The 18,011-nt window shown below is 64.7% G+C and carries 11 protein-coding genes; 6 read left to right on the top strand and 5 right to left on the bottom strand.

All coding sequences use genetic code 11. The features are described from left to right. Window positions 1–120: 120 nt before the first annotated feature. Entirely contained in the window at window positions 121–1,605 is a 1,485-nt protein-coding gene (locus tag HRU71_06675; GenBank protein QOJ03189.1) for an aminoacyl-histidine dipeptidase, read from the top strand. On the opposite strand, the gene HRU71_06670 is transcribed toward HRU71_06675, so the two are convergent. After that, entirely contained in the window at window positions 1,571–2,059 is a 489-nt protein-coding gene (locus tag HRU71_06670; GenBank protein ID QOJ03188.1) for a hypothetical protein, read from the bottom strand. The genes HRU71_06675 and HRU71_06670 overlap by 35 nt on opposite strands. A 223-nt stretch (window positions 2,060–2,282) precedes the next feature. Here HRU71_06670 and HRU71_06665 point away from each other — a divergent pair, with 223 nt between their 5' ends. From HRU71_06665 to amrB, 3 genes are all read left to right on the top strand, one after another. Further along, window positions 2,283–3,947, top strand: a complete 1,665-nt coding sequence (locus tag HRU71_06665; GenBank protein ID QOJ03187.1) for an FHA domain-containing protein — start codon at window positions 2,283–2,285, stop codon at window positions 3,945–3,947. Window positions 3,948–4,296: 349 nt separating this feature from the next. Next, on the top strand, window positions 4,297–4,731 hold the full coding sequence (locus HRU71_06660; GenBank protein ID QOJ03186.1) for a CBS domain-containing protein: 435 nt from the start codon (window positions 4,297–4,299) through the stop codon (window positions 4,729–4,731). 117 nt (window positions 4,732–4,848) lie between these two features. Further along, window positions 4,849–5,844 (top strand): AmmeMemoRadiSam system protein B, encoded by a 996-nt coding sequence (amrB, locus tag HRU71_06655; GenBank protein ID QOJ03185.1) that lies wholly within the window; start codon window positions 4,849–4,851, stop codon window positions 5,842–5,844. Here amrB and HRU71_06650 read toward each other — a convergent pair. After that, window positions 5,834–8,119, bottom strand: a complete 2,286-nt coding sequence (locus HRU71_06650) for a tetratricopeptide repeat protein (GenBank protein ID QOJ03184.1) — start codon at window positions 8,117–8,119, stop codon at window positions 5,834–5,836. The genes amrB and HRU71_06650 overlap by 11 nt on opposite strands. Window positions 8,120–8,341: 222 nt before the next feature. On the opposite strand from HRU71_06650, the gene HRU71_06645 reads away from it, so the two are divergent. Both HRU71_06645 and HRU71_06640 read left to right on the top strand, forming a co-directional pair. Then, complete coding sequence (locus HRU71_06645; GenBank protein QOJ03183.1) at window positions 8,342–11,422, top strand: DUF4091 domain-containing protein; 3,081 nt, start codon at window positions 8,342–8,344, stop codon at window positions 11,420–11,422. A gap of 155 nt (window positions 11,423–11,577) precedes the next feature. Further along, a complete protein-coding gene (locus HRU71_06640; protein ID QOJ03182.1) occupies window positions 11,578–12,003 on the top strand; it encodes a DoxX family protein in 426 nt (141 codons plus the stop codon). 18 nt (window positions 12,004–12,021) lie between these two features. Here the strand turns inward: HRU71_06640 and HRU71_06635 are convergent, their stop codons facing one another. From HRU71_06635 to HRU71_06625, 3 genes are all read right to left on the bottom strand, one after another. Continuing rightward, complete coding sequence (locus HRU71_06635) at window positions 12,022–12,603, bottom strand: hypothetical protein (GenBank protein ID QOJ03181.1); 582 nt, start codon at window positions 12,601–12,603, stop codon at window positions 12,022–12,024. Between the two features lie 212 nt (window positions 12,604–12,815). Next, entirely contained in the window at window positions 12,816–14,744 is a 1,929-nt protein-coding gene (locus HRU71_06630) for a hypothetical protein (protein ID QOJ03180.1), read from the bottom strand. Between the two features lie 521 nt (window positions 14,745–15,265). Continuing rightward, window positions 15,266–17,992 carry an MMPL family transporter gene (locus tag HRU71_06625; GenBank protein ID QOJ03179.1) on the bottom strand — a complete coding sequence of 909 codons (2,727 nt, stop codon included), beginning with the start codon at window positions 17,990–17,992 and terminating at the stop codon, window positions 15,266–15,268. Window positions 17,993–18,011: the final 19 nt, after the last annotated feature.

Here is an 18,011-nt window from a genome sequence, read left to right as displayed (position 1 = left end):
ACCGTGAGCCATTAGCCACACGCTGTACCCTGATCGCAAGTCCTTCTCCGCCGCAATACCCTTCCGTGCCTGTTCCCCGTTCCCTTTTCCCTTTTTCCACTTCCCCCTACGCTATCTTCCATGTCCTATGACCATGTCGACCCAGCCGTTTTGAAACTCAAGCCCGAAGCCGTCTGGCGATTCTTCGCCGAGATGTCGGCCATTCCCCGCGGTTCAAAGAAGGAGGACCGAATCCGAGCGCGCATGAAGCAGCTCGCCGCCGAGAATGGCTTGAACGTGCGACAGGATGCATCGGGCAACTTGCTTATCACCGCGCCGGCCACGCCGGGATTTGAACACGCGCCGCCGATCTGCCTTCAGGGGCACCTCGACATGGTGTGCGAGGCCAACTCGGGCACGAAGCACGATTTCGACCGCGACCCGATCCGGCTGATCCTGGATCGAACGAAAGATGACAAGACCGTTGTTCGCGCGGAAGGTACGACGTTGGGTGCGGACAACGGCATCGGCGTGTGCCTGGCGCTGGCCGCGGCGACGGAGCCGGATGTGCAGCGCGGGCCGCTGGAGATTCTGCTGACCTACGACGAAGAAGACGGCATGACCGGCGCGAAGTCCATAGAGAAGGGGTTTCTCACGGCCCAGCGGCTGATCAACCTGGACAGCGAGGAGGACGACACGCTCTACATCGGCTGCGCCGGCGGCACAGACGTGAATTACGCGTGGAGGCTGCCCGTGGAAAAGGCGGCCGGCCTGGAATCGGCGCGGGTGGAGGTGCGCGGTCTGCGCGGCGGCCACAGCGGCAGCGACATTCATCTGAATCGAGGCAACGCCATCAAGTCGCTGGTTCAGGCGCTGCTCGGCGCGGGCATCGACGGTTTGCGGATCGCGCAGCTCGCGGGCGGGAGCAAGCGCAACGCGATCCCGCGTGAGGCGTCGGCAGTCGTGTGTGGTCCGCGCGGCGTGAGCGAGGCGCTGCGCAAGTCCTGCGAGCAGGTCTGCGCTGCGTTAAAAACAGACAACGGCGAGGCGGATGCCGCGATTTCCGTCGGCTCGGTGCATGCTGATCAGGCAGCGACCGCCGTCGACACGGCGCGGGTGCTGGGGGCGCTGGCGGCGATTCCGAGCGGGGTGCTGGCCGTGTTTCCGGAGATTCCCGGCCTTGTTCAGACGTCGAACAATTTGTCGACCGTGACGTGCGACGCGAGCGGCTCGCTCCAGATCACCGCCGGTTGCCTGGCGCGCAGCGCGTCGGAGGCGCAGATGGTCCGCACGGTGCAAATGCTGCGGTCGATCGCCGCGCTGGCCGGGGCGTCATCCTCCATCGGGAACGAGTACCCCGGCTGGCGGCCCGACATCCGGTCGCCTTTGTTGGACACGTGCAAAAAAGTGTACGCGCGCGTGTTCGGGCACGAGCCGGGCGTCACGGCCATTCATGCCGGGCTGGAATGCGGCATCATCGGGCAGCGCGTCGGCGGGCTGGACATGATCTCCTTCGGCCCGAACATCACCGGCGCGCACAGCCCCGACGAGCGCGTTTATCCTGACTCGGTCGCCAAGATGTGGGACTATCTCAAGGCCGTCCTGCGGGAACTGGCTTCGGCGTAGCGTCCGCTGGCGGCAGGATCGGTGGCGCGGAAGGCTTCACGGTGGCAGCCGCGGCGCGCGCGACGTTCGGCTTGTTGAACGGGTCGGCGGCCGACGTGACGAAGTGACAATCCTCACCAAACAGGTCGCGCCGCATCACCACGCCCAGCGGCGTCGTGTAGTAATTGTGAATGTACGAGGCGTACTCGGCGATGGCCTGCTGCCAGGATCGGCCGGAATCTTCGGCCTTGCGCAGGGCGAAGTAGACGCCGTCGATCTGCCCGGCATGGCGCGAGACGATGTCGGCGATGAGAATCTCTTCGGCGCTGGCGCGGACGAACTGCCAGTCCAGATTTTTGACTCGTTCGTGAAAGACGACGCGGTGGAGGTGCTCCACTTGGCGCAGAATGCGATGAAGAAAGTCGTGCGATCCGATCGCATCTCGTAGCTGCTGGCGTTGCTCGGCGGAGATCATGGCGCACCTCGAGGAGCCGGAATCGGCGTTCGGAGTTCGTGATTCGAGTTATCGTAGGCTCATGCGGATGAAATCGCAACGAAATCGGGCCACGGGTTTGACCCGCAACATCAAGCGGAGTAGAACTTTACGCCGCCTTAACACGGTGCTGTGGCCACGTGCGGATCGACCCGATGGAAAGGGAGATACGAACCAAGACGTGGCAAGGGAAGGATCGACCGCGGTGCCCACCATTCTCATTCTGCAAGGCCCGGATAAAGGGCTTCGATACGACCCCACCGAGGGGGAGCTGGTTCTGCTGGGGCGGGCCAGCGAGGCCTTGCCGCTGACCGACTTCACCGTGTCGCGCCGCCATGCAGAGCTACGTCCGACCGGCCGGGGTTGGACGCTGGATGACCTCAAGAGCGCGAACGGGACTTACCTGAACGGTCGGCGGTTGGAACGGCCGATGCGATTGAAGCACGGCGATCAGATTCGCATGGGTGCGACGCTGATGGTCTGGGACGCCGCGGAGGAGCTTGACACCGAGGGGGGCGCGGCGACGCCGGCTTCGGCGCTGGTCGATCTGGATTCGGCGGAGCGCACGCCGGCGTCGATCATCGGATCGGTCGGCAGCGGGGACGACAGCATGATACTCGCGTCGCCTGCGGCGGCCGAGGCGGTGCGATCGTGGCGTGTGATGTCGGCGCTGCTCGATGCGGTCGGGGCGATCCTTTCACCGCAACAGCTTTGCGAGCGGGTGATGGACCTGATCTTCGAGGAGGTGCCCGCGGATCGCGGGTTTGTGTTGTTGCGCGATCCGAAGCAGGGAAAGTACGAAGCGGAAGTCGTGCGTTGGCAGGATGACGCGCGGGACCGGATTCGCGCAAGCAAGTCAATTGTAGATCATGTGATCTCGACGCGCGAGGGCGTGCTCTGCTCGAACGCGATGAACGATGCGCGATTCGCCAGGCCCGGCGGCGGCGGCAGCCAGGAGATCGGGCTGCGGTCGGTCATCTGCGTGCCGCTCGTTTCGCGCAAGGAGATTCTCGGCGTGTTGTACGTCGATTGTGCGATGGGACGGCACATCTACACGGAAGAACAGTTGCGACTGGTTGCCGCGATCGGGCAGATGGCCGGACTGTCGATCGAAGACGCGCGGCTGGTGAACGAGCGCATGCGGACCGAGCGTCTGGCGGCCGCGGGAGAGACGGTCGCGGCGCTGTCGCATTACATCAAGAACATCCTCCAGGGCATGATGGGCGGCAGCGACGTGGTGGAGATGGGCCTGCGCGGCCAATCGCTGGCGACGGTCGATCAGGGCTGGCAGATCGTGCAGCGGAATCTCGACAAGATTTACTCGCTGACGATGAACATGCTGGCCTACGCGAAAAAACGCGAGCCGCGGCTGGACCCGGTTCAGGTGAACGACGTCGTTGCTGACGTGATCAAGCTCGTGCAGCGGCGTGCCGACGACAAGGGCGTCACGCTGCGCACCAACCCCGGCGCGCACATGCCGGCGATCATGATGGACGAAGACGGCGTTCACCAAGTCGTACTGAACATCGTCGTGAATGCCATCGACGCGGTGCCGAAGCTGTCGGGCATGGTCACGATCTCCACGTCCTACGACGCCGCAGCCGACGAGGCGACGATCACCGTGGGCGACAACGGGCCGGGCATCTCGGCCGAATTGCGCGAGCGCATATTCGAAGTGTTTTATTCCACCAAGGGCCACGGCGGGACGGGTCTGGGTCTGGCCGTCGCGAAGAAAATCGTCGACGAGCATCGCGGACGCATCCAGGTGGACAGCATCCCCGGCGAAGGGACGCTCATACGAATCCACCTGCCCGCCAATCCCAAGAAGCTGTACGACAGTTCGGCCACCCATGGACCGGGTTCGGGCTGATTCAAGCCATGCGCCGGAAGCTTTTTTTAGCCGCAGGGTGGGCGCCGCCCGCCACGGCACTGTTCCCCCGGACGACCGATTAATGTGAAAATTGTCTTACGGCTCCCACGAGCTTGGCTGCCAGATCGGGCTGATTCGCCACCTGTGAAAAACGGCACAATGTAAGAGGACTCGGGCAGGGTACGATTGCCTGGTGGATGGGGAGGTGCCGTGGGTTTTTCCCTCGACCAGGAGCATTTTTTTTCTGGCGTTTCACGGCGGGGCGGTATAATTCCATCAGGTCAATTCATCGCGGCTGTTCCTGAAGGTGGTCCGCTCGGACCCGTTTGACTATTGAAGGAGTCGCGCCATGTCGCTTGTTCGAGATGTGCTCGCCGGTAAGGGTCGCAACGTCGCCACGGTTCCGCTCGACGCCACGGCGCTGGACGCGGTGCAGGTCATGCACGACCGCCGGATTGGAGCGGTCGTCGTGATGAACGGAGACGAAATCGCCGGCATCTTCACCGAGCGCGACGTGATGAACCGCGTCGTATTCGAGGGGCGCGACGCGGCCGACACGCCGATTCGCGACGTGATGACGGAGAAAGTCGCTTTCGTCGTGCCGCACACGTCGCTGGAGGCCTGTCGCACGATCATGACGCGGCACAAGCTCCGCCACCTGCCGGTGATTGAGGGCGGCAAGCTCGTCGGGATCATCTCGGCCGGCGACATCCTCGCGCGGGAGTTGAAGGACTCCGAAGAGACGATTCGCTATTTGCACGAGTACATGCACGGCGGCGTGTAGGGCGGGTAGCGCCGAAAAGTCAAACAGTCGAAACAGGAGCACGGAGGCACGGAGGGATCAGTTTTCACTCGTCGGATGGGCATCGCCTGGCGCCGCGATGCGCTATACTTTCGTGCCATGTTGATCCGTGAGCCTGCCGTCGCAGGGATGTTTTATCCCGATGAGGCACCGGGCTGTCTGAAATCCGTTGAACAATGCGTGCGGCGCGCAAGCGATCCTGTCCTGCGCGACGATGCAACGGTACAGGGCACACTCGGTGGCGAAGCACGACGGGATCCGACTCGTCGCGTCCTAACCCCCGATGCGTCCGCCGGGCGCGTCGGCCGCATCCTCGGCGGCGTGGTGCCTCATGCCGGCTGGGTGTGCAGCGGTGCGGTGGCGGCCCGGGTCATTCTGCACATCGCGCAGCGTCGCGCGCCAGAGCCGGGGTCAATCAAGGCGCAACCGCTCACGATCGTGATCTTCGGTGCGATTCACGTGCCGCATGGTCCGCGTCCGTCGATCTATCCGAGCGGGGCGTGGCGCACCCCGCTGGGGCTTGCCACGGTGGACGATGCCTTGAGCGACGCGCTCATCACGCAGACTCGTCTGCTCGATGCCGCGCCGCAGGCACACCGCGATGAACACAGTATTGAAGTCGAAGTGCCGTTCATTCAGCATCTGCTTCCCGATGCCCGCATCCTGCCGATCATGACGCCGCCCGCGGAGGGAGCCGTGGAACTGGGCGCGGCCGTGGGGGAGATGTGCCGCGCCGGCGGGGCGAATGTCGCATTTCTGGCATCGACCGACCTCACGCACTACGGTCCGAGCTACGGGTTCATGCCGCGCGGCCTCGGCGACGACGGCCTGCGCTGGGCGAAGGACGTGAACGATCGCCGCATGATCGATCTGATGCTCGCGCTGCGCGCCGAATCCGCCGTGGCCGAGGCACGCGCGAATCAGAACGCGTGCGGAGCGGGGGCGATTGCCGCGACGATCGCCGCGTGCCGGGCCTGCGGCGCGACGCGGGCCGACCTGCTCGAACACACGACCAGTCACGAGGTGCTGTCCGCGATTCGTCCGGAGCGACCGCGCGACGCCGTGGGATACGCCGGGCTGATTTTCACCGATTGAGGACCGCTTGCGCCATTTGCTTCTGTTGCGCGTTGCCGATCGTCAGCACGCGCTGGTACTGCCGACGCGCATCGTCTCGCCGGCCGGATTGTTCGTACAGGAACCCCAGCCGCAGGACGGCTTCGGCATCGTCCGGCAGCAGCCGCACGGCCGTTTCGTATTCGTGCACGGCTCCGGGCAGATCGCCGCGCATGACGCACAGCGCGCCCAGATCGGCGTGTGCGGCGGCGGCGTCTGGCCAATCGCGGACTACCTGCTGATACGCCTGAACGGCCTCCTCCACGCGGCCCAGCTCCGTCAGGGCGTAGGCGCGGTTGTATCGCAGGGCAAACGCGCCCGGTCGCTCGGCAAGCGCGGCGTCGTAGTGCGGCAAGGCCCCGGCGAAGTCCTGCGGCAGCTTCGCCAGATGCTGCAATAGGCGGGACGCTTCGTGGTTGTGCGGCGCGAGCGTGACGGCGCGGATCAGGGCGGAGCGCGCGTCGTTGATGCGTCCGGCGGAAAGCTCAAAACTGCCCAGCGCGCCCCAGATCGCCGAGGAGCGCGGATCGCGCTGCGTGGCGGTGATCAGGGCCTGGCGCGCGCCGAGGGCGTCGCCGGAGGCGGCGAGAAAAAGACCGTAGTCTGCATAAACCAGGCCGGCCGCGGGGGAGGGCGGGGCCGCGGCATCGCTGTCATTGTCGCCTGTGGCGCAACGATCCATGGCCCGGCGGAAGGCTGCGCGGGCCTCGTTCGTTCGACCGGAGAAGACCTCGTACGTCGCCTGCTTCAGGTGCAGCAGTGCGTCGTCCGGGCGATGATGGATGACGTCGGCCACCAATTGCCGCGCCGCCTCCGCCTGTCCGTCCATGAGCAAAGCCCAAGACAGCGCGAGGTCGTTCTCCGGCACGCGCATCAGGGCGAGTTCACGCGCGCGGGACAAGTGGCGAATCGCCATCTGCGCGCTGTGCCGCTGTTCGAGTGACAATCTCGTGGCATAATCCGCCTGGTGCTGCCAGCCGAGGTCCTCGCCGGGGAGCAGGGCATACGCCTGATTGCCAAGGTAATCGTGATAACGCCAGATCCCACTGTGCACGGTGAAGGCGAGCAGGACGGCGACGAGCAGTGCGAACAGGACGCCGCCCGGCCTCAAGCGACCGTCCAGTTTCAGACGGGTTTTCTGGAGCGTTACATCGGGGCGATAGAGAAGCGCTGCGGCCTTGAGCGTCAGGAATGCGACAATTCCGGCGATGCCGAGCGACAACAGAAACGGGATCTTGCCATACAGTGAGCGAAACGCGAGAAACGCGCCGACAAACACGACGCCGGCCGCCAGCTCCTCGATCAACGAGAGGTCGTACTGGCGCGGCTTGGGGTCGCCGATCGGCTTGGCCCCGAGGGCCGGCGAGCCAAATCCGAAGTACAGGGCATTCGTCGGGCAGACGCTGACGCAGTCCATGCATTTCATGCAACCGGGGCTGACGACCATCTTGTAGAGTTTGACTTCCTGCGCGACATCGACGTTGGAGGTGCAAGTCGCGGTGCAGTGGCCGCAGGCGTTGCAGGCGTCGGTGACGCGAATGCGACCGACGGCGAGCTTGTCGACGGGTCCGAAGAAACCGCCATAGGGGCAGGCGTAGGTGCAGAACCCTTTGGGGCCGAGGAAGTAAATGATCGCCACGCCACAGACGAGGACGGTGAGAATCGCCACGCCGTAGCTGGGGAACGTGTCCCAGAATCCGCTGGTCGTCAGGTGCATCGTGAGCGGCGGCGGCTCGATGCGCAGCACGAACCGATACACGGCCGGCCAGACAAACATGTAAAACGCTGCGAGCAGCGGGACAAAAATCAGCAGGCGCGATTTGAACTCGCGCGGGCGCAGGTGCAGTTTCTTCAGCACCCAGAGCGTGAAATCCTGATATGCGACAAGGTGGCACCCCCAGCCGCAGAAATAGCGGCCGAACAGAAGTGTTGAGGCGATCGCCAGCGCGAAGAAGATGAAACCGGCGTTGACAACGCCCGACAGCGCGAGGTCCTTCGCTTCCGATGGTTCGATGGGCGACACCGTCGTGCCGCTCCAGAGCCAGTGCATCACATGGGCGATCATCAGCACGTGAACGGTGATCAGAGACGCCGCGCGCCATTTGCCCATCCGCGACGCGCGCATGCCGGCGGGGCCGTTCGGCGCGCTGGAGTCCACCACGACCGGGAGACTCACGTCGCCAGTCGGCTGCGGCCGACAACGCTCGCGGTTCCTGGGCTTGGCGTCTTTGGCGGGTTTGAAATCGGTGGACGACATGCCGGAATCTCGATTACATCGGTGATGGCTGCGGATCAACTATCGGACGCAGCCGCCATGGGCTGCATGGACGATTTCTCCGCTCGATGTTGCAGTGGGGGAGAATACCATAAATGATAGGCCGCCGAGATGGTTCGAATCCCCCGCGCCAGCTGGCTATCCCATAGCGGCCGTAAAGGCCGGGCACAGGTCGGCGGATCGATCAACCGATTCAATCCATACATGGTTCATTCCCAGGTCGAATATCCATCATGCTCCTGCGTTCGGGCGAGCGCTCGCGCTGGGGCGATTACGGGATGGATCGGCGTCGGCCTGCTGGCGGTGTCGCTGGCCGGCTGCGCATCAAAGGCGACGCAAAGCGCGCTGCCGCAGCTGTGGGCGACTGCGCCCGGCGCGCCGGTCACGACGGCCATCGCCGAGCTTGATAGCCCCTATTACAACCGAAATCGAAACGTCATTCAGATCGCCGGCGGCGTGCGCGAAGTGACGGCGTTCACACTGGGGCTTTCCGCGGGCGAAACCGCCGCCGTGGGGGTCGAGATTCTGACCGAGCCCTTTGTTCCGGCATTCGGCGCGCCGGCAGTGGCGGCACCGGATGCCTCGACGAAGCCGGCAGCGCCGATCGCTTCGCCGCCCGCGCCGATTCCGGCTTCGTCGGTTCGCCTGTATCGCCATTGGCCGATCACCATCAATCGCTATTCGAACTGGTACTTGCGTTCGCAGGGCGTGCGCGAACCGCGTGAGATTCCCGATGCCCTGGTTCCGCTGGATGCGAGAAACTTCGGTCAGCCGCTCACGATTCGGCCCGGCGCGTCGCTGACGCTGTGGGTCGAGGTGCGTGTCCCGCCCGATGCGCGGCCGGGAGCGTATCTCTCCGGATTGACGTTGCGCGACGCGGCGGGGCATGTCTCGCGTGTGCCGATCGAGCTTCGCGTGCTGGATGTCTATCCGTCGTCGGAGGACTCGCTGCCGGTTCCGGCGCGCGTGCAGCTTGGACCGTTGATCGCCGCGTTGAGCGAGTACGACCCGGCAGATCCGCGCATCGCGCTGGCCGATCATGACGTGCGAAGGCAGATCGAGCAGGCGTTTGCGATGCTGCACGAACACGGGCTGTCGCCGTACACCGATGAGATTCGCCCCGGTTTCGCGCAGGATTCCAGCGGCGCGGTGCAACTGGACTGGTCGCAGTACGATGATTTTTGCGGTCCGCTCATCGGCGGCGCGGCGTTTGCCGACGGGCGCGGCGCGGCGTATTGGCCGCTGCCGGTCGATCTCGCGCAGCCCAATCCGATGCAGTTCGATGGATTGGATTCCGCCCTGTATGCCGGTGTATTGAAGGACACGGCGCGTCAGGCCGCAGCGCACTTCACGGATCGGGGCTGGTTCGCACGGTCGTTCCTGTATTTCGATCTGCCGGCGACGGAGAACCCGACAAAGAGAGAAATCGACCAAGTGCGCCGGTTGGCGCGGCTTGTGCGCGAAGCCGGTGTGACCGCGCCGTTTGCCTCCTGTCTTGTGCCGCAGGCGATGTCGCCCTTCGGCTGGTACGAACATGTCTTTGACGATCTGTCGGAGGTTGTGCGCATCTGGCGCACGCCGGCGCGGTACGAGCATGCGCGAACCGTGCGCACGCTGCATGCGCGCGGGTCGCAGGCGTGGCTTCGGCCGGATCGCCCGCCGTACAGCGGGAGCCTCGCGGTGGAAGCGCCGGTGACGCACGCACGGAGCCTGCCATGGCAGGCGTTCCTGCGGGGCAACGTCGCGCTGGACATCGACCGCGCGACAGACTGGCCGCCGCGCGTGCTGGATGAGCCGATCACCGAGTCGCGGCAACGTTCGGATACGTGGCTGATTTACCCCGGTCGCATGTTCGGACTGAATGAGCCGATTCCCTCGGTTCGCCTGAAGCAGTTGCAGCTGGGTTTGCAGGATTACCAGCATCTGAAGCTGATGGAGCGGCACGGCCGCGGGGAGACGGCGCGCTTGCTGGCGTCGTCTTTGATCAAGGCGGCGGGGACCGATGCCTATGGCGACAATTTTCAGGATGGTCTCTTTGCGCGGCGTGTGGATGACCCGGCGATGTGGGATCTCGCCCAGCGGATTTTGATCGAAGAGCTGGAGGCGGCGCTGGCCGAGGAGAGCGTGCCGGACGCGGGCGGCGTCGACGGCTCGCGCAAAGGACGCATCAACGCGTTGTGGGAGAAGTTCCTCGCATCGACGCGGCGTCTGGAGTGCTGGCCCGAGTCGCAACGGCTTCGATTTGACGCCGAGTCCGACGGCGGCGCGTACGTGCTGACGTGTGAGGTCGCGGTGCGCAGCGAGTTGCGCGTGCCGGTGACGGGAACGCTGCGCTTCGCGGGGTTGCCGCACTCGGCCGTGGCCGTCGCTGATCAGCACCGCATCGGTCCGATGCATGAAATGAGCGTCGTACGGAGGCAGTTGACGGCGCGGCTTCCGGTGTTGCCGCCGCGCGATCTGGACGGACATTACTTGCAGCCCGTTGTGTTTGATGCGGGGTTCCTGGGTCGGACGTTCGCGGTCTGCGCGGTGTCGATGGTGCGTGCGCCGCGGGCGGGCGGGCCGATTGTGATCGACGGCAATCTGTCGGACTGGCAGCCCGCGGAGCTGAACGCCGCCGGTGATTTTCGGCTGATCAACAAGTCGGTCGGCGCGCGGGACGACCTGCCGGAATCGGCCTTCGGCGCAGCCGGGGCAACGCCGGTCGAGCCGCGGCCGCGCGCCGAAAGCCAGACCGTGGCCTACTTCAGTCGGGACGATCAATATTTATATATTGGTCTGCACTCGGCCTCGCCCCGCGCCGAATCGGCGATCGGGCCGCCGCGACCCGCGCGGTTTTCCAACGTCGTCGAGTATGAGGACCTCATGCCGCGCGACGCCGATCTGGTTGAAATCCTGATCGACCCGACCAATCTCGCCACGCGCAGCGACGATCTGTTTCACCTCGTCATCAAAGCCGAGGGCGGCGCGGTCTTTGAACGCGGCGTCGGCATCGTCCCGCCGGTGGGACGCACGGCCCCGTGGCCCGGCGCGGCCCCGCAATACGCCGTCGCACGGACGGCCTATGGCTGGTCGGCCGAAGTCGCCATCGCCATCGACGCGCTGGGGCCGGCCGCGCGGACCAGCCCGGTCTGGGGCGTGAACCTGGCGCGGTTCGAGCCGATTCGCGGCGAATACTCCGACTGGGCACGCGCGCCGCGGTACTGCTATGATCCGCGAACGTTCGGGAACCTGATCTGGATCGAGCCGCCTGCGCCCGCCGAGCGATCAACAATCGGCGAGTGATTCGCACTGGTCGCACGAACAGAATTCACGGGCTGTCAGTCCGTGCCACATGAGTCTTGTATTCGGTCGTTGCTCAAAGGGTGGGATGGCGTGACGCGGGTGGCGTGGCGGCGGCCTCTGGAGGCCGTGATCCGGTGCATCGCGGGAGAATGACAATGTCTCACGGAACGATTCGCATCAAACTCGCCGACGTCGGCCTGTTGCTGATTCGCTGCATGGTCGGCGTGGTCATGGCCTTTCACGGGTCGCAGAAGCTCTTCGGCGTCTTCGGCGGCCACGGCATCAACGGCATGATCGGCTACCTGCAATCGAAGAACGTGCCGCTGCCAACCGTCAGCGCGTGGGCCGCGGCGCTGGCGGAGTTCGCCGGCGGGCTGGTGTTGATCGCGGGCGTCGGTGTGCGGGCCGTTGTGCCGTTCACGGTGTTCACGATGCTCGTCGCCGCGTTCATGTCGCACGGCGGCGCGTTCGATTCCCAAAAGGGCGGCATGGAGTACCCGCTGACGCTGGCCGTCGTCATGCTCGGAATCCTGCTCACCGGCCCGGGGGCGCTGACGGCGAGGCGGCTCGGAAAGCTGTAATCAACTCGCCCGTCGCGCTTACTTCCTCTTATACGTCCCCTTCATCTCCATCTTCTTCACCAGGCGCATGGGCGTCCACTCGTGCAGTTCCCATTGCAGTGTGCTCGGATCGACAACCGTCATTTTGTAGTAGCCCTCGCTGGCCGTACCGTCCAGGCCGACGCTGCGGTAGGACATGGTCCAGGTCTTGCGGTCGGCGTCGTACTTGGCCGTGCCTTCCTGCGGGAAACCCCAGTCGTTGAACATCCACCAGATGTATTTCTTCGAGGTGGGGTGCCAGCTCCAGACGCCGGCCGCGTTGAAGGCTTTGTCGCCGCTGCGGGCCGAAAGCTCGCCGTGCAGGCAGCGCTGATCGAGCGTCCAGTCCCACTTGGCCGAGCCGCTCCAGCTCTTATGCGAGTCGTCGGCGTTGGTCATCTCGGCGGTCCAGTCCCACGAGCCGACGAAGACATCGAAATTGCTCATCTCCGGGGCACGCGCGGGGCGGTTGATCGTGCTGAAATCGACGGATTTGGCGGCGCATCCGGTCAGCAGGACGGCAAGGCCGAGCGACAGGATCGCGAACCGGGCAACGAGGCGAGCGTGACGGGTCGTGTACATGGGAGACTCCTAAGGAAGAAGGGCCGGACGGACCGTTGCCGAGCATCAATCTCGGCGCGGCGCAGTATGCCCCGCGTTGAGACGTTTAGCAAGAAATGAAATCGAGCTTGAATAAAAAAAGCCGCGACCGGTGCGGCCGCGGCTTTATTGGAAATCACGCCGTTCCGTGGGTGCGAGAATTTACTCACGCGCGCCACGCGGGATGGCCCGGATTACGGGCAGACGGCGCAGTCAAAGGGCGGCGGGCGCAGCCGGTAGAACTGCACGCAGAAGCCGCGATTGAACAGGCCGCTGGGGGCCTTGCAGCCGATCCGCACGATGCGAATGCCGAAGGTCGGGCAGGGCAGCGGCGGACAGCGTCGACCGCACAGCACCGGCGGCGCGGGCGGGCACTTGCCGACCTTGCCGCTTCGGCAGAAGACCTTGGAACCGATGAAGTGGTAACCGCATCGCGGAATCGGCACGCCTCCCGGATTCCTGTTCGGCGGTTTGATGTAGTGAGCTTCACCGGGCTTGACGTGCTTCATCGGTCCGGGCTTGAAGGCATCAAAACAATTGAAGGGCGCGTTGATGCCGGGGACGAACGGGAACCCGGGGTTATGGAACATGAAGAGACCGTCTTCCAGCGGCTGCCCGCAGACTTGCGACGCCCAGTCGGACGAGGTCGGGCCGTCGCCGAACTGAAGCTGAAGCGGGTTGAGCGGACTACCCGGATCGCCGGTGTCCAAGACCCGGACTCGCACTTCATCGGGCGTAATAAGACCAGCGTCGAGTTGCTCCAAGTCCTGGGCGTTGGTGAAGACAAAGACCGGTCGCACGTTGACGACCGCGGAGAACGTGCCGCCGTTGGGTCCGGTCTGCTGAACGATCATATTGCCGCCCGGCGCGGGCGTATCGGAGATCGCCACGTTGACGTGCCACTGTTCGGTGAACGTGCCGTTATCGACGGTGATCGGCGCGGCGCTGACGAGGTTCAACTCAAGCATTTCGATCGGAACAATCAAGCCGGGTCCCGGCGGGCCTGGCAGGCCCGGCCGCTTGACAATGGTGTCAGTCGGGCCGAGGTTGATCGGATCAATCGGCTGCGAATCGAACAGCACCATGCCGTCAAAGGGCAAGGATCCCGGGTGGAAGAAGCCGGCCGGGATCGATGGTTGTCCCGGTCCGCCGAAGGTATAGAAAGATGACGACGTGGGTAAACCGGTGGAATCGGGCGTCTCCCATGCGTCGAGCGCGGGGCAGTTTCCGCCGTTGAAGATGGCAGCCAGGAACGAGCGAATATCCTGGCCGTCGACGTTCAGGCTGTTGTTCATGTCGGCGCAGAGGTCGGCGTCCTCGACTTTCAGCACCTCGTCCACGAACGAGTCGACATCGAGCAGATCGACGACGGCGTCCAGATTGAAATCGCCCTTGCAGCGGCAGAAACCCGGCGTGACCGGATCGCCCGCTTGCATACGCACCGTACCCGTGGTGCTGCCGGACATCCCAGCCAGCGCGCCGCCCGGGGCACCTATGAAGTCAATGCGGTAGGTGATGTCGAAGAAGCTGTCGACGTTCCAAGTGCCACCCGGCCGCTGCGTGAGGGTGGTGTGACCGGGGCTGGGCATGCCGAAGGCCGTGCCGGCTGTAATTCGCAACAGGTCGAAATCCGGGTCGCCGGGGGGAAGCTGGCCCTGCATCATGAAGAAATCGGTGGGGAAGGATTGCACCGGCGCGCCGAGCGTGCGCGGGCCGATGTGCGTTTCGCACTGAAGCTGCATGCCGACGAACCGGTTGAAGCCGGCCAGCGCGCCGGTCCCTTGAAGATTGATCCCGGCGAAGGAATTGAACTGCTCGAACTCACCGCCGAGTCCGCCGCCCGGCCCGCTGTTGGTGATGCCGAATTCGCGATGGGTAAAGTCGGCAATGATCGTCGTGCCGGGGGGCAGACCGTTGACGATCATGTGAACCTGCTGCGGACTAAGATAGCCCGCAACGCACTGCGGCGGCAGTTGAGCCGTGCCGCCGACATCAGGCACGATGCAGATGACGGCGTGAACGGCAGCCGGCGTGGCGATCAACGCCGCAGCCAGCACCGCTGCCATTCCGATGGCCGAGCTGATTCGCTTGCGACACGGGACGGATTGAACCTGTGGAAACATGGTTGTTCCTCCTCCACCACCGCGAACGCGGCGGGGGCACACTCAAGAGCCATTTATCACTCAAGCCGCGAAGCGCCCTGCCTCGCGAAATCGGGATTCATGCCGGACGACCAAAACCTGCCCACTGCGTGCCACGCGCTAGACGCTGACGTGAAAGCGGGCCGCGATCGGCTTAAGACGAGGTGAACGGCGTGAAGCAACGTGAAGCAAAAAGCAATCGAGCAGAACTGTCACATGCTTCATCCCGCTCGACAAACCAGCGTCCAGCCTAACACGTTGACCTCTGCAAGTCAAGGACTTACGACGCGATGGCCACACCTCTTCTCGCTTTGTAGACGTACCGCACGCTCGCGCGGCTACTGGGTTGAAGGGGAATCTTGTGAAACCATTCAATTCCATAGTGGGGTGAATTACCTATAAGTGAAGCCGCGATGAGCATCCACCTGTGGCACAGGCGTCTCGCCTGTGATTCACCGGCGGGACGCCGGTGCCACACCCTATGAATCATTCTGCGGCTCCACTTAGTCGGCCGCGATTCGGCGTGAGAGCAGGGCTACAGGCAGGACGCAAAGCGTGGCCAGCAGACAGGTCGCGATGCTCGCCACCACCATGATCGCAAGGCGGGCGTTCGCGGGAACCTGTGAAAGCATCAGCACGGAGAATCCCAGCCCCACGCTCAACGCGTCGATGAGAATGCCGCCGCCGGCGACGCCGAGCGACCGGCTGACTGCATCGGGCGCATCGAGGCCGGCGGCCTGTTCCCGGCGAAAGCGTTCGACAAAATGAATGGCGTAATCCACGCCGATGCCGATGGTCATGGCGGCAAACATCGACGTGGCGACGCCGAGTGGAATACCGCACCAGCCCATGATGGCGAAGTTGATGGGCACGGCGAGGCCGCACGGGAGAATCGACAGCAGTCCCCATTTCAGTGATCGCGTGATGACAACGCATACAACCAGCACACCCAGAAGTGAAAGCGAGACGGATCGCACCTCGGTCGAGACGATGGCGGCAATGAGCGCCTGGCTGACGGCGACGTCCCCGGCGAGAGAGAGCGACAGGCCGATCGGAGCGAGATGGTCGCGCTCGTAATGGCGGATTGCGCCGATCAGGCGCGCGGTGTCGCGAAAGTTGGCGTGGTTCATGTACACGCTGATGATTCCTCGTGCGTAGTCGGCATCGATCGTGGCGCGGGTGCGCCGCGGCCCGCGGAGGTTGGCGAACCACTTCCAGACGAAGTCGAGCTGGCTTGCGTCTTTCGGGATCGTGCGAGCTTCGTCCAGGCGGCCGCGCGCGAGGTAACTCGTCGTCTCGACGTAGGCGGCGGGGCCCAGCGCGCCGCCGACGCGGTCTTCGGCGCGCGCGGCGAGGAATCGCTCCAGCTCGCGCACGGCCGTGAGCGTCGTCGGATCGGTCAGGCGGCGCCGTCGGATCTCGAAACGAATCAACTCTCCCTTTTGAATGCCCATGGTGAAACGCGGCGAGCCGTCGAGCCGCTCGATGCCGACGACGATCCGGTCACCCTGCCGCGCGGCGGTCTTGATGCGCGTGGTGTGAACAGGTGTCATGATTGTGTTATTTTCCGGCGGCGGGCCGTCGCGCGACAGCTCCACGCGGCGACCGATCAGCGAGGCGGGGTCGCTCGCCAGATCGCCGGGCAGGCCGAGCGCGAAATGGTCGATTTGGGACTCGTTCAGGGTGCCTTTCAGGGTTTCCGCGCCGGTATCGACGCACACATAGAGCACGTGCATGCCGAGGAACGCGTCATTGAATAGCCGCGTGTCGCGATGAAATCGACTGGCGGGGGAGAAACCGTCGATCCAGCTGTCCTGAATCTCGACGCGCCCGATACCCAGCGAGGCAAGACCCAGAACGACGACGAGCGCCCCCGCCACTTCGCGCGGGCGGCGGGCGACCGCCAAGCCCAAACGGACGAGCCGGGACGGCCGATCGGAGTGGGTTTCACCGGAGCGATTGGCTCGATGAAACCAGCGTGGATGCAAGAGGACGGCGGCGGCGGGCGTGCCGGTCAGCGCCCAGGCGAGGCAAACCATCGCGCCCAGCGCGGTGAAAAGACCGAAGGCGCGGACGGGCTCCAGCGGTGACAGCACAAACGAGAGGAACGCAATCGCCGTGGTGACGGAGGTCAGGATGATCGGCCGGCGCACTTCACCCAGCGCGGCGGCCAGATTGTGCCCGGCGCGCTCGCTCGTCCAACGCGAAGTTGACTCCCCGTTCTGTGGCGTGGCGTCCGCGAGACGGCGCGCATAGCGATTGAACAGGTGGACTTCGTCGGAGACGCCGATGGCGATGAGAATCACGGGAATCACGGCGGTCGTGAGGTAGATGGGCGAACCGATCCATCCCATGATTCCAAAGACGATGATCAGGCAGGAGACGATTTTGAGCCAGGTGAGGGCGACGGCGGCGAGGCTGCGAAACGCGATGATAAAGACAATCGTCATGACAGCGATGGCGATCGGCAGCAGGCCGACGTGGTGCGCGATCCAGAGCCGAAGCGATTCCAGGTCGCGCGGCGACCGGGCCGCCGGCTCCGAAAGGGATGCGCAGCGAGGATCGATCAGGGTGACCGGTACGCCGAGATCTTCCAGAATGTGAGTACCCAGCAGCGATTCGGCCACCGGTGAGCCGGTGATGTGAACGGTCTGCGGATCGATCCCGCAGTCTTGCACCACCTGCCGGATGCGATGGTAAAGCGGCAGGCGCTCGGTCGCTTCGCGCACGCCGACGTAGATGGCCGCGGCGCGCTCATCGCGCGAGACGAGCGTTCCGCGGTACAGATCAATTCGGCGCACGTCGTCGCGCAGCGTGGTGAGTTCCGCCGGCGTCTGCGGAAGGGGATCGAGCAGGTCGAGGAAATTGAGGGTGCCCGTTCGGACGCGGTGGCTCTTCTCGGTGGCGAGACTGCTGACGTCGTCGGGGTCGACGCCTTCAAGCTGCTGAAGCGAGCGGGTCAGATTCGCAAGCTGCGAGAGGGTGGTCGCGTTGTAGATGCCGTCGGGTCCATCGGAGCGAAGCACCACGACGATGGGATCGGTGAGACCGAACTCGGCTCGGATCGCGCGGTCGATCTGAACCTGCGGCGCATCGTGCGGCACCAGCGCGTGGCCGTCGGTTCGCAGGCGGAGTTTCGTCAGGCCCGGTGCCGCGACAAGCGCCGCCAGCAGCACAAGGCCGAGCGTCAAACGTGGGCGGCGAATCGCGAAGGGCAAGGGGTCGGACATGCGGGGAGGCGTCCTTCGC

This window comes from Planctomycetia bacterium, from assembly GCA_015200345.1.
In the GTDB taxonomy this organism is placed as follows: domain Bacteria; phylum Planctomycetota; class Phycisphaerae; order UBA1845; family UTPLA1; genus PLA3.
The sequence above is the reverse complement of the archived record's forward strand: the minus strand, read 5'-3'. Positions and strand labels throughout refer to the sequence as shown.

Bases quoted from the DNA above. Each gene is read 5' to 3' on its own strand.
- amrB (QOJ03185.1), top strand. From the start codon at position 4,849: ATGTTGATCCGTGAGCCTGCCGTCGCAGGGATGTTTTATCCCGATGAG.
- HRU71_06645 (QOJ03183.1), top strand. From the start codon at position 8,342: ATGGTTCATTCCCAGGTCGAATATCCATCATGCTCCTGCGTTCGGGCG.
- HRU71_06650 (QOJ03184.1), bottom strand. From the start codon at position 8,119: ATGTCGTCCACCGATTTCAAACCCGCCAAAGACGCCAAGCCCAGGAAC.
- HRU71_06675 (QOJ03189.1), top strand. From the start codon at position 121: ATGTCCTATGACCATGTCGACCCAGCCGTTTTGAAACTCAAGCCCGAA.
- HRU71_06625 (QOJ03179.1), bottom strand. From the start codon at position 17,992: ATGTCCGACCCCTTGCCCTTCGCGATTCGCCGCCCACGTTTGACGCTC.
- HRU71_06670 (QOJ03188.1), bottom strand. From the start codon at position 2,059: ATGATCTCCGCCGAGCAACGCCAGCAGCTACGAGATGCGATCGGATCG.
- HRU71_06640 (QOJ03182.1), top strand. From the start codon at position 11,578: ATGTCTCACGGAACGATTCGCATCAAACTCGCCGACGTCGGCCTGTTG.
- HRU71_06630 (QOJ03180.1), bottom strand. From the start codon at position 14,744: ATGTTTCCACAGGTTCAATCCGTCCCGTGTCGCAAGCGAATCAGCTCG.
- HRU71_06635 (QOJ03181.1), bottom strand. From the start codon at position 12,603: ATGTACACGACCCGTCACGCTCGCCTCGTTGCCCGGTTCGCGATCCTG.
- HRU71_06660 (QOJ03186.1), top strand. From the start codon at position 4,297: ATGTCGCTTGTTCGAGATGTGCTCGCCGGTAAGGGTCGCAACGTCGCC.